This is a genomic window from Cupriavidus sp. CuC1 (assembly GCF_044627735.1).
GTDB lineage: Bacteria > Pseudomonadota > Gammaproteobacteria > Burkholderiales > Burkholderiaceae > Cupriavidus > Cupriavidus ulmosensis.
Genome location: NZ_JBIUHC010000058.1, coordinates 1 through 13,127 on the forward strand (window position 1 = coordinate 1; position 13,127 = coordinate 13,127).

Below are 13,127 nucleotides of genomic sequence, written 5' to 3' on the forward strand. Positions count from 1 at the left end.
CAACTCGCCGGGCCGGTGCTGCGCCCGGTCGCCCAGGCCCACGCGCTCCAGCACCGTCATCGCCGCCGCGCGCGCCTCGGGCTGGCGCAGCCCGCGGATGCGCATCGGCATGGCCACGTTGTCCAGCGCGGTGAACTCGGGCAGCAGGTGATGGAACTGGTAGATGAAGCCCAGCTCGCGGTTGCGCACGATATTGCGCTCGCTCTCGCGCAGCGCGGTGAAGGGCCGGCCCTTCAGGGCGACGCGTCCGCTGTCCGGGTTGTCGAGCCCGCCCAGCACATGCAGCAGCGTGCTCTTGCCCGAACCGGACGCACCGACGATGGCGACTTTCTCGCCCGCATCCACCCGGACATCCACGCCCTTGAGCACGGTCACGTCCAGGCCGCCCTGGCGGAAGCGCTTGGTCAGGCCTTCGGCCAGCAACACCGGCGTATCGGATGCGGCCTTGCCGGCGGAATCGGCGGAATCGGCGGCATTGCCAGCCGGCACGGCATGCAGCAGGGTTTCACTCATAGCGCAGCGCCTCCGCCGGGTTGACGCGGGCAGCGCGCCAGCTTGGGTAGAGCGTGGCCAGGATGGACAGCACAAAGGAGACGATACCGATGGTCGCAATGTCGTTCACGCGGGGATCCGAGGGCAGTTCGCTGATGAAATAGATGTCGCGCGGCAGGAACTGCACATGCAGCAGCCGCTCGATGAAGGGCACGATCACATCGATGTTGAAGGCGATCAGCGCACCGCCGGCAACGCCCGCCAAGGTGCCGATAAAGCCGATGGCAATGCCCTGCACGATAAAGATCTTGGTGATCGAACTGGGCTGGGCGCCCATGGTGCGCAGGATGGCGATGTCAGCCTGCTTGTCCGTGACGGTCATCACCAGCGTGGACACCAGGTTGAAGGCCGCCACCGCGATGATCAGCGTCAGGATGATGAACATCATGCGCTTCTCGGTCTGCACCGCGGCAAACCAGTTGCGGTTCTGCTTGGACCAGTCGCGCAGGTAGAGCTCGCCGGAGAGCGTGCCGGCCAGCTCGTCGGCCACCTGGGGCGCGCGTTGCATGTCCGTCAGTTTCAAACGCACGCCGGTGGGCCCGGCGAGGCGGAACATGGCTTCGGCGTCGCGGATATTGATCAGCGCCAGCGCGTTGTCGAACTCGAAATGGCCGGACGAGAACACCCCGACCACGGTAAACTGCTTGAGCCTCGGCAGCACGCCGGCCGGCGTGATGGTGCCCTGCGGCACCACCAGCGTGACCTTGTCGCCCACCTGCACGCCCATCGCGTTGGCCAGTTCATTGCCGAGAGCGATGCCGAATTCGCCCGGAAGCAGGCCATCCATGCTGCCACCCCGGAACTGCTTGCCGATATCGGAAACCTTGGGTTCTTCCGAAGGCTCGACCCCGCGCAACAGCACGCCGCGCACGGCATCCTCGCGGGTCAGCATGGCCTGCGCGGCCACATAGGGCGCGGCACCGATCACTTCCTTGTTGTGCATCGCCTCGGCGGCGGTCTTCTGCCAGTCGGGCAGCGCCCCGGGGCCGACCACCTCGATGTGCGACAGCACCGAGAGCATGCGATCGCGCACTTCTTTCTGGAAGCCGTTCATCACCGACAGCACGACGATCAGCGCCGCCACGCCCAGCGCGATGCCGAGCATGGAAATCATCGAGATAAAGGAAATGAAGGTGTTGCGGCTGGCGCGCTTGCTTGCGCGGGTGTATCGCCAACCGATCTGCCACTCGTAAGGAAAGTTCAAGAGGGTTCCTGTTGTTAAGGAGAAACGCCGGCGCCACACCGCCAACGCCGCTGATGACTTGGCGGCCGCGCACCCGAGGCGCCGCCCGCGCCACTGTCGCAACCGGGCCGGGGACGATATTTCCGCCGCCGGCCAGCCGCAAGTTTACAATCTCGGCACCATGATGACGCACCTGACCCTGATTGTGCCCTTTTCTGTCCCGCCCGGCGCCGCGATCGACGCCGACGGCGGTGGCAACGACGCCATGCTCGAAGCCCTGCTGCGGCAGTTGGAGTTGCCGGCGCTGGGAAAGTTGCTCACGCGCGCCAGCCCCGGCCTGCGCGAGCGGCACGACGACCCCTTCCTGCGCGCGCTGCCGCATGAGCGCTGGCTGGCCGGGCGTGCCGGGCTCGACACAGCCCGTGTGCCCAGCGCCCCGTACATGCGCCTGGCCGACATGACCGCCGCCGGCACGGGCGCCGCCGCGGACGATGGCCAGGCCTGGGCCTGCCTGCAGCCGGTGCATATCCATGCCGCGCGCGACCACCTGGTGCTGATGGACCCGGCCCAGCTGCATATCCGGGCCGAGGAGTCCGCCGCCCTGCATGCCGCGGTGGCGGCGCTGCTGCAGGAATCCGGCATTGTGCTTGAAACACCGCATCCGGCGCGCTGGTACATCCCGCAAGCCGTGTTCGGGCCGCTTGTCGCCGCCAGCCCCCTGCGCGCCACCGGCCGCAACATCGACGTGTGGATGCAGGCCGGCGAGCGCGCGCGCGACTGGCGCCGGATCCAGAACGAGATCCAGATGACCTGGCACGACCATCCGGTGAACCAGGCCAGGGAAGCTGCCGGGGAGTTTTCCGTCAATTCGGTCTGGCTCCACGGCGGCGGCACCCTGCAACCGGTGCCGCGCCTGGCCGACACGGTACTGGCCGGCGACGCCTTCGTGCGCGGCTTGGCGCTGGCCGGCGGCGCCGCATGCCAGCCCCGGCCGTCCCGCTTCAAGGCCATCGAAGGCATGCAGGGCAGCGCCATGGTGCTGCTGGAGGACGCCATCGAGTCCCATATCGCCCAGGACTGGGGCCTGTGGATCGAGCGCATGCACACGCTCGACGCCGAATGGTTCGCGCCCGCCCTGGCCGCCCTCGAAGGCGGCCAGTTGCAGGCGCTCACGCTGATGCTGTCTGGCGACAATCACTACGCCGAGTTCACCGTCCGCCGCGCCGACCTGCGCAAGTTCTGGCGCGGCCTGGGGCAGCGCAGCGACTGGCGCGCGCTGCTGTCCGACCTGGCTTATGCCGCCTGATATGCCGCCCGATCACCTGGTTTTCCGCAAGACCCCGCAATGACAAAAATCGCTGTTCGCTCTTTTTCCGCCGAGCACGCCGGCAAGCTGGCCGGGTTCGGCCTGCATCCCACGCTGGCGCGCATCCTGTCGGCACGCGGCGTGCGCGAGCCGGCCGAGCTCGCCACCGAGCTGCCCGGCCTGGTGCCGCCGGCGGCCATGAAAGGCATCGACCACGCGGCCACCTACCTGGCCGACGCCATCGCCGCCGGCCGGCGCCTGCTGATCGTGGCCGACTATGACTGCGACGGCGCCACCGCCTGCGCGGTGGGCGTGCGCGGCCTGCGCATGCTGGGGGCGCGCATCGACTACATCGTGCCCAACCGCTTCGAGTACGGCTACGGCCTGACCCCGGAGATCGTCGCGCTGGCCGCGAAGCAGCAGCCGGACGTGATCGTGACAGTGGACAACGGCATTGCCAGCGTCGACGGCGTGGCGGCGGCCAATGCGCTCGGCATCGACGTGGTAGTGACCGACCACCACTTGCCCGGCGACCAGTTGCCCGACGCGGCGGTGATCGTCAATCCCAACCAGCCCGGCTGCGAATTCCCCAGCAAGAACCTGGCAGGCGTGGGCGTGATGTTCTACGTGCTGCTGGCCTTGCGTGCCGAACTGCGCCGCCGCGGCGTGTTCGACGCGCAGACCCAGCCGCGCCTGGACACCCTGCTCGACCTGGTTGCGTTGGGCACGGTCGCCGACGTGGTCAAGCTCGACAGCAACAACCGCATCCTGGTGGCGCAGGGCTTGAAGCGCATGCGCGCCGGACGCATGCACGCCGGCGTGGCCGCGCTGTTCCGCGCCGCCGGGCGCGAGGCCACGCGCGCCAATACCTTCGACCTGGGCTTTGGCGTGGGCCCGCGCCTGAACGCCGCCGGGCGGCTGGCCGACATGTCGCTAGGCATCGAATGCCTGCTGACCGATGACGCCAACCGCGCCTGGGAGATCGCCCAGGAACTCGACGGCATGAACCGCGAGCGGCGCGACATCGAAGCCGGCATGCAGCAGGAAGCCTTGCAGATCCTGGAAGGCCCGCTGGGCGCGCTGGACCCGGCCGCGCGCTTTACCGTCAGCGTGTTCAACGACACCTGGCACCAGGGCGTGATCGGCATCGTGGCCTCGCGGCTCAAGGAAAAATACCACCGCCCCACCATCACCTTCGCGCCGGGCGACGAGGACACGATCAAGGGCTCGGGCCGCTCGATCCCGGGCTTTCACCTGCGCGATGCGCTGGACCTGGTGTCCAAGCGCCATCCCGGCCTGCTGAAGAAGTTTGGCGGCCACGCCATGGCGGCCGGCCTGACCCTCGGCGCCGACAGCTTCGGGCAGTTCATGGAAGCGTTCGAGGCCGTGGGGCGCGAATGGCTGAGCGACGAGCAGCTGGCGCGGGTGATCGAGACCGATGGCGACATCGAGGATGCCTGCTTCAGCCCGGAATTCGTCTCGCTGCTGGAGCAGCAGGTCTGGGGCCAGGGCTTCCCGGCGCCCACCTTCTGCGGCGAGTTCAACGTGCTGCGCCAGAGCGTGCTCAAGGGCAAGCACCTGAAGCTGCAGCTTGGGCGCGGCAGCCAGCGCTTCGACGCGATCTGGTTCAACCACGCGGATTCGCTGGGCGCCAGCGCGCTGGTGGCCTACCGGCTCGACAACAACACCTTCAACGGCATCACGCGGGTGCAGATGGTGATCGAGCACGCGCAGTAGCGCGCCCGGCTGGCCAGCGGCTTAACCTTAGCCGCGCGCCGGCAGCAATCCCGCCGGATCCACCGGCTTGCCGTTGTTGCGCACCTCGAAATGCAGCTCGCTGTCGGCCGTGCCCATGCGCCCGACCTCCTGCCCGCTGGAGACCTGCGCGCCCTCGCTGACCGAGGGCTTGTCCAGGTTGCCGTACACCGTCAGCCAGTTGTCGTCGTGCTTGATGATCACCAGCATGCCGTAGCCGCGCAGGTTGCCCACGTGGATGGCCTTGCCCGCGGCGGACGCGCGTACCACGCTGCCGGGCGCCGTGTTGATGCGCAGGCCCTTGCTGGCGGGCGGCCCGTAGCTGGCGGTCACGCGGCCGTCGGCCGGCCATTGCAGGCGGATGCTGGTGGCAGGCGCGCGCGACGGCGCGCTGTTGTCCACCCGCGGGGTGTCCCCGACCGCCACCGGGCCGTTGCCAGCGCCCGTACCGGAGCTGGCGCTGGCGCCAGCCGGCGGGCGGATCCGCAGCAGCTGCCCGACTTCGATGCGGTCCGCGCTGGGCAACTGGTTCCAGCGCACCAGGTCGCGCACCGAGCGCTTGTGCCGCCGGGCCACGGTGTACAAGGTATCGCCGCTTTGCACCCGGTAGTAACCATCCGGCGCGGGCTCGCTGGCCAGGGTGCCGCAGCCGGCGGCCAGGCACGCGGCAGCAGCGGCCGCCAGCAGGCCAAGCGCGCGGCGCCGCGCGTTCGTCTTGTCGTGGTTGCTTTGCGTCATCACGTACTTATAGTCCCTCCCTGTCCATATCTTGAAGCCGGCCTTGTCACCTACCTTGGACCGACGGCGCGTTCGAGTCGGCCATGCCGCACCCGCAACTGTAGACCCTCCAGGGGGCAATCCGTTCGAAATCACGCAACAGACGCTATCACAGCGGGGGCCGAAGCCCCCGATCCGCTATAATTCAGGGTTTTGAAAGCGCAGGAACATCATGGAAGCAGAACGCCTCAACGCCATCTCCGGTGCCATCTCTGATCTCCGTTCGCGAACGGAAGATCTACGGGGGTATCTTTGACTACGATGTCAAAGTAGGACGACTCGACGAAGTCAACGGCGAACTCGAGGACCCCGAGGTCTGGAACAACCCCAAGCGGGCCCAGGATCTCGGCAAGGAAAAGAAAATGCTGGAGGGCGTGGTCAGCGTGCTCAGCAAGCTCACCGACGACCTTAGCGGCGCCGACGAGCTGTTCGAGCTCGCGCGCGAAGAAGGCGACGACGACACGCTGGAAGCCATCGAGACCGACGTAGCCGGCTTCGAGGCCATCGTCGCCGACATGGAATTCCGCCGCATGTTCTCCGGCGAAATGGACCAGGCCAACGCCTTTATCGACATCCAGGCCGGCGCCGGCGGCACTGAAGCCTGCGACTGGGCGTCGATGCTGCTGCGCCAGTACCTGAAGTATTGCGAGCGCAAGGGCTTCAAGGCCGAAGTGCTGGAAGAGTCGGAAGGCGACGTGGCGGGCATCAAGAGCGCCACGATCAAGGTCGAGGGCGAGTACGCGTTCGGCTACCTGCGCACGGAAACCGGCGTGCACCGCCTGGTGCGCAAGTCGCCGTTCGATTCGTCGGGCGGACGCCACACGTCGTTCTCGTCGGTCTTCGTCTACCCCGAGGTGGACGAGTCGTTCGAGGTCGACGTCAATCCGGCGGACCTGCGCGTGGATACCTACCGTGCCTCCGGCGCGGGCGGCCAGCACATCAACAAGACCGATTCGGCCGTGCGGATCACGCACATCCCGACCGGCATTGTGGTGCAGTGCCAGAACGACCGCTCGCAGCACCGCAACCGCGCCGAAGCCATGTCGATGCTGAAGTCGCGCCTGTACGAGCACGAAATGCGCAAGCGCCAGGCCGAAGCCGACAAGCTGGAGTCGTCCAAGACCGATGTGGGCTGGGGCCACCAGATCCGCTCGTACGTGCTGGACCAGAGCCGCATCAAGGATCTGCGCACCAACGTGGAAATGTCCAACACGCAGAAGGTGCTGGACGGCGACCTGGATCCCTTCATCGTAGCCAGCCTGAAGCAAGGGCTGTAACACGCAGCGGCGCCGCGCCGCCGCCACGCGCCCCCGAACGGACCGGCGCGTGGCGGCGGCAGGTGCGGCAACTCACCTGCCGGGACAATCTCGACCATGACCGCAGCATCGACCGCAGCAACGCATCTGATCATCATCACGGGCACCTCGCGCGGACTCGGTGCCGCGCTGACGCAGGCATTGCTCAAACCGGGCAACCGCCTGGTGTGCGTGTCCCGCAGCCGCAATCCCGAGCTGGAACGTGCCGCGACCGCCAGCGGCGTCAAGGTAGCCTGGCACCTGCAAGATCTCTCGCAGGCCGGCCCGTCGGCAACCTGGCTCGGCAGCGTGCTCGATGTCGTCGAGGAAACGCCCGCCAGCGTCACGCTGATCCTGAACGCGGGCATGATCGATCCGATTGGCCCCATCGCCAACCTGCGTGAACCGGCGCTGGTGCAGCATCTGCTGACCAACCTGGCCACGCCGATGACCATGACCGCGGCCTTCCTCGCGCACACCGAGCGCTTTGGCTGCCCGCGCAAGATCCTGGCGATCTCGTCCGGCGCCGCGCGCCGCCCGGTCGAGGGCTGGAGCGCGTATTGCGCCGGCAAGGCGGGCCTGGACATGTTCGTGCGCTCCATCAACGCCGAATACGCGCAGGCGCCGGCGGAGCGCGCCGTGCGCGCGGTTGCGCTGGCGCCGGGCGTGGTCGATACCGGCATGCAGGCCACCATCCGTAACGCCGACTTTGCGCAGGTGCAGCGTTTCCGCGACCTCAAGGACAACGACCAGCTGGCCTCGGCCGACGACACCGCGCAGCGCATCGCCGCTTACCTGCAGCGGCCTGACTTCGGCAGCACCGAGCTCGACGACATCCGCAATACATGAACCTCGCGCGGGCCTGGCCCGAGCGACTCACCAAGACATCATGACCGAATCCAACCGCGCTCCCGCCGAGACCAACGTCCCGGCCGCAGCCGACGAAAACAAGATCATCGCGGAACGGCGCGAGAAGCTCCAGGCCCTGCGTCAGCAAGGCCCGGCCTTCCCCAACGACTTCCGCCCGACCCACCAGGCCGCCGCGCTGCACACGCAGTACAGCGAAACCGAGCAGGCCGCGCTCGAAGCCACCCCGGTGGAAGTCGCCATCGCCGGGCGCATGATGCTCAAGCGCGTGATGGGCAAGGCCAGCTTCGCCACCGTGCAGGACGGCTCGGGCCGCATCCAGTTCTACATCAGCCGCGACGCGATCGGTGAAGACGTATACGCCGCCTTCAAGAAGTGGGACCTGGGCGATATCGTGGCCGCGCGCGGCACGCTGATGAAGACCAAGACCGGCGAGCTGTCGGTGGCGGTGACCGAGCTGCGCCTGCTGTCCAAGAGCCTGCGCCCGCTGCCCGGCGACTACTACGGCCTGGCCGACCAGGAACAGAAATACCGCCAGCGCTATGTCGACCTGATCGTGTCGCCGGAAACGCGCGCCACCTTCCGCGCCCGCACCAACGCCATCAGCTCGCTGCGCCGGCACATGGCCAACAACGACTTCATGGAAGTCGAAACGCCGATGCTGCACCCGATCCCGGGCGGCGCCACGGCCAAGCCGTTCATCACCCACCATAACGCGCTGGACATGCAGATGTTCCTGCGCATCGCGCCCGAGCTGTACCTGAAGCGCCTGGTGGTGGGCGGGTTCGAGCGCGTGTTCGAGATCAACCGCAACTTCCGCAACGAGGGGGTGAGCCCGCGCCACAATCCCGAGTTCACCATGATGGAGTTCTACGCGGCCTATACGGACTACCGCTGGCTGATGGACTTCACCGAGGACCTGATCCGCCAGGCGGCGATCGATGCGCGCGGCAGCGCCGTGCTGACGTACCAGGATCGCGAGCTGGACCTGTCCAAGCCGTTCCATCGCCTCACCATCACGCAGGCGATCCAGAAGTTCGCGCCGCAATATACCGACGCGCAACTGGCCGACACCGAATTCCTGCGCGCCGAGCTGAAGAAGTTCGGCATCAACACCGGCGCTCCGCAATTCCTCAACGCGGGCCTGGGCACGCTGCAACTGGTGCTGTTCGAGGAAACTGCCGAGAGCCAGCTGTGGGAGCCGACGTTCATCATCGACTACCCGGTCGAAGTCTCGCCGCTGGCGCGCGCCTCGGATACCCAGCCGGGCATCACCGAGCGCTTCGAGCTGTTCATCACCGGCCGCGAGATCGCCAACGGCTTCTCCGAGCTGAACGATGCCGAGGACCAGGCCGAGCGCTTCCGCAAGCAGGTCGACCAGAAAGACGCGGGCGACGAGGAAGCGATGTACTTCGACGCCGACTACATCCGCGCGCTGGAATACGGCATGCCCCCGACGGGCGGCTGCGGCATCGGCATCGACCGCCTGGTGATGTTGCTGACCGACAGCCCGAATATCCGCGACGTGATCCTGTTCCCGCATCTGCGCCGCGAGGACTGACACACATTCGGCGGCCACGCCGATGCACAAGCCGAAGCCGCCGGATGGGCCAAAGCCGCGCGCCATGACGACGGCTGTCTCTCCCTCTCCCCTCAGGGGGAGAGGGGAGCACGACAACGCAGAGCCGGCTTTCTCAGCAAGCTGAGCCCCACCAACTTTGGTGGGGCTTTTTGCTTGTGGCTGCGCGATTGTTACAAAGATAGTCCGCGAAAGCCATGCACTTTCGCCACTAAATCCATGATTTAAAAGAGAATTACAGCCTACACAAACTTACAAAATCAAACGGAAAATGGCGGTGGATTGGGCCAAACTGAGTCCATCGAATCGCTAGCCATCAGTACCGCTGACCGGCAGCGTTTTGCGAGGAAAACAATATGTCGAATCCGACCTTGCACCAATCCAACGAGCCTGCCTTGCCCGCTTCCCTGCCCGCCCAACGCCGCCTGCACCCGCTGGTAGGCGCCGCCGCAGTGGCCGTCGTGATCGCCAGCCTGACCGCGGTCGCCGCCATGACCGGCGTGCTGCCCACCAGCAAGGCCACGCAGGGGGCGCCGCAGTCCCTGACCGCGCCTGTCGCCGCCAATGGCACCGTCAATGGCACCGTCAATGGCGCCGACACCGCACCACAGCCGGTGGCGCCGGGCAGCACCACTCGACCGCCCGAGGCCGCGAACCTGGCGCAAGCGCCGGTCGCCCCGGCACCGGCACCCGCCGCACGCCGCGCCCAGGAGCGCAGCACCGCCAGCCGCGATGCAGGCTATGGCCCCGCGGCCAGCCGCAATGACAACGGCGCCTACGCCGAACGCCAGCCGGCGCAAGGAAGCGCGTATGCCGGCCGCGTAGTCGCCATCACCCCGATCGAAACCGCCAAGCCGGCCAGCGGCCTGGGCGCCGTCGGCGGCGCGGTGGTAGGCGGCCTGCTCGGCAACCAGATCGGCAAGGGCAATGGCCGAATCCTGGGCACCGTGGCCGGTGCCGTGGGCGGCGGCTTTGCCGGCAACCAGATCGAGAAGACCGTGCGCAAGGACACCAGCTACCAGGTCCGCGTGCAGATGGACAACGGCAGCCATCGCACCTTCACGTATCAGGCCGATCCGGGCGTGCAGGTCGGCGAGCGTGTGCACATGCAGGATGGCCAACTGGTCGCTGGCTGAGCCGGCATCGGTCAAAGCATAAAAAAAGCCGCGGAAAACGCGGCTTTTTTTCGTTCTTGCGCTCGTACTTGCGCTTACTCCGCTTCCTCAATCCAGGCGGATTGAATCGCTTCCAGGATCTTCTCGCCCGAGCGATCGGCCGCGTCGGCAAAACCGTCCAGCTCCATGACCCAGCGATGCAGGTCGGTGAAGCGGATGGTGGTGGGATCCACGTCCGGGTACTTGTCGTACAGGGCGGCGGCGATTTCGTAGGTGTCGGTCCACTTCATGGGAATTCTCTCCGGTCAGCTCGGGTCAGGCCAGCAAGTCAGCGAGCGCGCCGCGCTCAATGCTCTTCCTTGGCATGGTTGATCGTGTACTTGGGAATCTGCACGGTGAGGTCGCTGTCGGCAACCACGGCCTGGCAGGAGAGCCGCGAGTTGGGCTCCAGGCCCCAGGCCTTGTCGAGCAGGTCTTCCTCTTTCTCTTCCGCCTCGTCCAGCGAGTTGAAGCCCTCGCGCACCACTACGTGGCAGGTGGTGCAGGCGCAGGACTTCTCGCAGGCGTGCTCGATCTCGATGCCGTTGCTGAGCAACGCATCGCAAATGCTGATACCGGGCTTGGCTTCGAACACAGCCCCTTCGGGGCAGAGTTCGACGTGGGGCAATACGATGATCTGTGGCATGGAATGTCCTGGATAGAGATACGGTGCGATTGGCCTCGGGGATCAGCCCAGGTCCTGCACCTTGCGGCCGGCCAGCGCGCTCTTGATCGAGCGATCCATCCGGCGGGCGGCGAATTCGTCGGTGCCGTGGGACAGCGCTTCCACCGCCGTCTTGATGGCGTGGTGATCTTCGCCGGCGGCGATGTCGCTCGTAGCCGTGATCAGGCGTTCCACGTCGGCGCGCTCTTCGGCCGAGAGCAGGTCGCCATCGAGCTCCAGCGCGCGGCGCGTGGCTTCGATCAGGCGCGCGGCGTCCACCCGTTCCTCCGCCAGCGCACGGCTCTTCATGTCATGCTCGGCTTCGCGGAAGCTGTCCTGCAGCATCCGGGCGATCTCATCGTCGGCCAGGCCGTAGGACGGCTTGACGGCGATGGTTGCTTCCACGCCGGATTGCGTTTCGCGCGCGAAGACCGACAGCAGCCCGTCGGCGTCGACCTGGTAGGTCACGCGGATGCGTGCCGCGCCAGCCACCATCGGCGGGATGCCGCGCAGCTCGAAGCGCGCCAGCGAGCGGCAATCGCTCGCCAGTTCGCGCTCGCCTTGCAGCACGTGGATGGCGATGGCCGTCTGGCCGTCCTTGAAGGTGGTGAATTCCTGCGCGCGCGCCACCGGGATGGTGCTGTTGCGGGGAATGATCTTCTCGACCAGGCCGCCCATGGTTTCCACGCCAAGCGACAGCGGGATCACGTCGAGCAGCAGCCAGTCCTCGCCCGGGGCGCCGTTGCCGGCCAGCAGGTTGGCCTGCATGGCAGCGCCCAGCGCCACGACCTTGTCCGGATCGAGGTTGGTCAGCGGCGGCTGGCCGAAGAAGTCTCCCACCGCCTTGCGGATCGAAGGCATGCGGGTCGCGCCGCCAACCAGCACCACGCCCTTGACCTCGTCGGCCGCCACGCCGGCATCGCGCAGCGCCTTGCGCACCGGCGACAGGGTCTTTTGCACCAGCGGCGCGGTCAGCTCGACAAACGTCGAGGCCGACAGCGTCAGGTGGACGATCTCGCCGCTGTTCAGCACGGCGTCGATCACGGTCGAATCGGCCGCCGACAACGCTTCCTTGGCCGCACGGGAGCGTACCATCAGCAGGCGCATATCCTCGGCCGACAGCGGTTGCAGGCTGGCCTGCTCGACGATCCAGCACATCAGGCGCTGGTCGAAATCGTCGCCGCCGAGGGCGGAGTCACCGCCGGTTGCCATCACCTCGAACACGCCCTTGGTGAGCTTGAGGATGGAGATGTCGAAGGTGCCGCCGCCAAGGTCGTACACCGCATAGATGCCTTCCGAGGCATTGTCCAGGCCGTAGGCGATGGCTGCCGCGGTCGGCTCGTTGAGCAGGCGCAGCACCTCCAGGCCCGCGAGCTGCGCGGCATCCTTGGTGGCCTGGCGCTGGGCATCGTCGAAATAGGCGGGCACGGTAATCACCGCGCCGACGAGTTCATCGCCGAGCGAATCCTCGGCGCGCTGGCGCAGCGTGGCCAGGATTTCCGCCGAGACTTCCACCGGGCTCTTCACGCCGGCCACGGTCTTGATCTGCACCATGCCGGGCGCATCGACAAAATCGTAGGGGCTATGCTCGATATGCGTGACGTCGCGCAGGCCGCGCCCCATGAAGCGCTTGACTGAGACGATGGTGTTCTTGGGGTCGAACACCGCTTCTTCCTGTGCACGGTAGCCGATCTGCGTACCCTTGGACAGGTAACGCACGACTGAAGGCAGCAGCGCGCGACCGCTTTCGTCGGTCAGGACTTCGGGAATGCTGTTGCGAACCGCCGCCACCAGCGAATTGGTGGTGCCGAGGTCGATGCCGACCGCGAGCCGCTTCTGGTGGGGTGCCGGCGACATGCCGGGTTCGGAGATCTGGAGCAGTGCCATGATGAATCTTCTTTATTCGTGCGGTGCCAAGGCGGCCTGTCAGACAGGCCGGTCTCGCGCCGGGGCGCCATTGTGGCATGGCTGGGGCGAACGTGCCTGGAAGGCGCT

12 protein-coding genes are annotated in these 13,127 nt (G+C 66.9%); 6 read left to right on the plus strand and 6 right to left on the minus strand.

The genetic code is table 11. The features are described from left to right. The coding region (locus tag ACGLHR_RS23835; RefSeq protein ID WP_400096632.1) for an ABC transporter ATP-binding protein at positions 1-513 on the minus strand (513 nt) is incomplete at its 3' end. Then, entirely contained in the window at positions 506-1,756 is a 1,251-nt protein-coding gene (locus ACGLHR_RS23840; RefSeq protein ID WP_400096633.1) for a lipoprotein-releasing ABC transporter permease subunit, read from the minus strand. The genes ACGLHR_RS23835 and ACGLHR_RS23840, both read right to left, overlap by 8 nt. 160 nt (positions 1,757-1,916) lie before the next feature. Between ACGLHR_RS23840 and ACGLHR_RS23845 the strand changes: the two genes are divergently transcribed. Both ACGLHR_RS23845 and recJ read left to right on the plus strand, forming a co-directional pair. After that, on the plus strand, positions 1,917-3,041 hold the full coding sequence (locus tag ACGLHR_RS23845; protein ID WP_400096634.1) for a hypothetical protein: 1,125 nt from the start codon (positions 1,917-1,919) through the stop codon (positions 3,039-3,041). 39 nt (positions 3,042-3,080) lie between these two features. After that, entirely contained in the window at positions 3,081-4,778 is a 1,698-nt protein-coding gene (gene recJ, locus ACGLHR_RS23850) for a single-stranded-DNA-specific exonuclease RecJ (RefSeq protein WP_267606105.1), read from the plus strand. Positions 4,779-4,805: 27 nt separating this feature from the next. On the opposite strand, the gene ACGLHR_RS23855 is transcribed toward recJ, so the two are convergent. Next, positions 4,806-5,534 carry a peptidoglycan DD-metalloendopeptidase family protein gene (locus ACGLHR_RS23855; RefSeq protein WP_267606104.1) on the minus strand — a complete coding sequence of 243 codons (729 nt, stop codon included), beginning with the start codon at positions 5,532-5,534 and terminating at the stop codon, positions 4,806-4,808. A 211-nt stretch (positions 5,535-5,745) separates the two neighbouring features. Between ACGLHR_RS23855 and prfB the strand changes: the two genes are divergently transcribed. From prfB to ACGLHR_RS23875, 4 genes are all read left to right on the plus strand, one after another. Further along, positions 5,746-6,850 (plus strand): peptide chain release factor 2 gene (gene prfB / locus ACGLHR_RS23860; RefSeq protein WP_318230715.1). Its coding sequence is split into 2 segments (ribosomal slippage): positions 5,746-5,826 and positions 5,828-6,850, totalling 1,104 coding nucleotides; the frame shifts between segments, so codons are not numbered across the junction. Between the two features lie 96 nt (positions 6,851-6,946). Then, entirely contained in the window at positions 6,947-7,717 is a 771-nt protein-coding gene (locus ACGLHR_RS23865; protein WP_400096635.1) for an SDR family oxidoreductase, read from the plus strand. A 40-nt stretch (positions 7,718-7,757) separates the two neighbouring features. Next, positions 7,758-9,296: a lysine--tRNA ligase gene (gene lysS / locus ACGLHR_RS23870; RefSeq protein WP_400096636.1), complete on the plus strand. Its 1,539-nt coding sequence runs from the start codon at positions 7,758-7,760 to the stop codon at positions 9,294-9,296. A 374-nt stretch (positions 9,297-9,670) separates the two neighbouring features. Beyond that, complete coding sequence (locus tag ACGLHR_RS23875; RefSeq protein ID WP_400096637.1) at positions 9,671-10,450, plus strand: glycine zipper 2TM domain-containing protein; 780 nt, start codon at positions 9,671-9,673, stop codon at positions 10,448-10,450. Between the two features lie 74 nt (positions 10,451-10,524). On the opposite strand, the gene iscX is transcribed toward ACGLHR_RS23875, so the two are convergent. From iscX to hscA, 3 genes are read right to left on the minus strand one after another with little or no spacing between them, the layout of a single operon-like run. Beyond that, complete coding sequence (iscX, locus tag ACGLHR_RS23880) at positions 10,525-10,719, minus strand: Fe-S cluster assembly protein IscX (RefSeq protein WP_150983840.1); 195 nt, start codon at positions 10,717-10,719, stop codon at positions 10,525-10,527. Between the two features lie 56 nt (positions 10,720-10,775). Further along, positions 10,776-11,114 (minus strand): ISC system 2Fe-2S type ferredoxin, encoded by a 339-nt coding sequence (fdx, locus tag ACGLHR_RS23885; protein WP_318230711.1) that lies wholly within the window; start codon positions 11,112-11,114, stop codon positions 10,776-10,778. A 42-nt stretch (positions 11,115-11,156) separates the two neighbouring features. After that, entirely contained in the window at positions 11,157-13,019 is a 1,863-nt protein-coding gene (gene hscA, locus ACGLHR_RS23890) for a Fe-S protein assembly chaperone HscA (RefSeq protein WP_400096638.1), read from the minus strand. Positions 13,020-13,127 lie beyond the last annotated feature (108 nt).

Excerpts from the sequence above, each read along its gene's own strand:
- ACGLHR_RS23845 (WP_400096634.1), top strand. The coding sequence starts at position 1,917 with ATGATGACGCACCTGACCCTGATTGTGCCCTTTTCTGTCCCGCCCGGC.
- recJ (WP_267606105.1), top strand. The coding sequence starts at position 3,081 with ATGACAAAAATCGCTGTTCGCTCTTTTTCCGCCGAGCACGCCGGCAAG.
- ACGLHR_RS23855 (WP_267606104.1), bottom strand. The coding sequence starts at position 5,534 with ATGACGCAAAGCAACCACGACAAGACGAACGCGCGGCGCCGCGCGCTT.
- ACGLHR_RS23865 (WP_400096635.1), top strand. The coding sequence starts at position 6,947 with ATGACCGCAGCATCGACCGCAGCAACGCATCTGATCATCATCACGGGC.
- lysS (WP_400096636.1), top strand. The coding sequence starts at position 7,758 with ATGACCGAATCCAACCGCGCTCCCGCCGAGACCAACGTCCCGGCCGCA.
- ACGLHR_RS23875 (WP_400096637.1), top strand. The coding sequence starts at position 9,671 with ATGTCGAATCCGACCTTGCACCAATCCAACGAGCCTGCCTTGCCCGCT.
- iscX (WP_150983840.1), bottom strand. The coding sequence starts at position 10,719 with ATGAAGTGGACCGACACCTACGAAATCGCCGCCGCCCTGTACGACAAG.
- fdx (WP_318230711.1), bottom strand. The coding sequence starts at position 11,114 with ATGCCACAGATCATCGTATTGCCCCACGTCGAACTCTGCCCCGAAGGG.
- hscA (WP_400096638.1), bottom strand. The coding sequence starts at position 13,019 with ATGGCACTGCTCCAGATCTCCGAACCCGGCATGTCGCCGGCACCCCAC.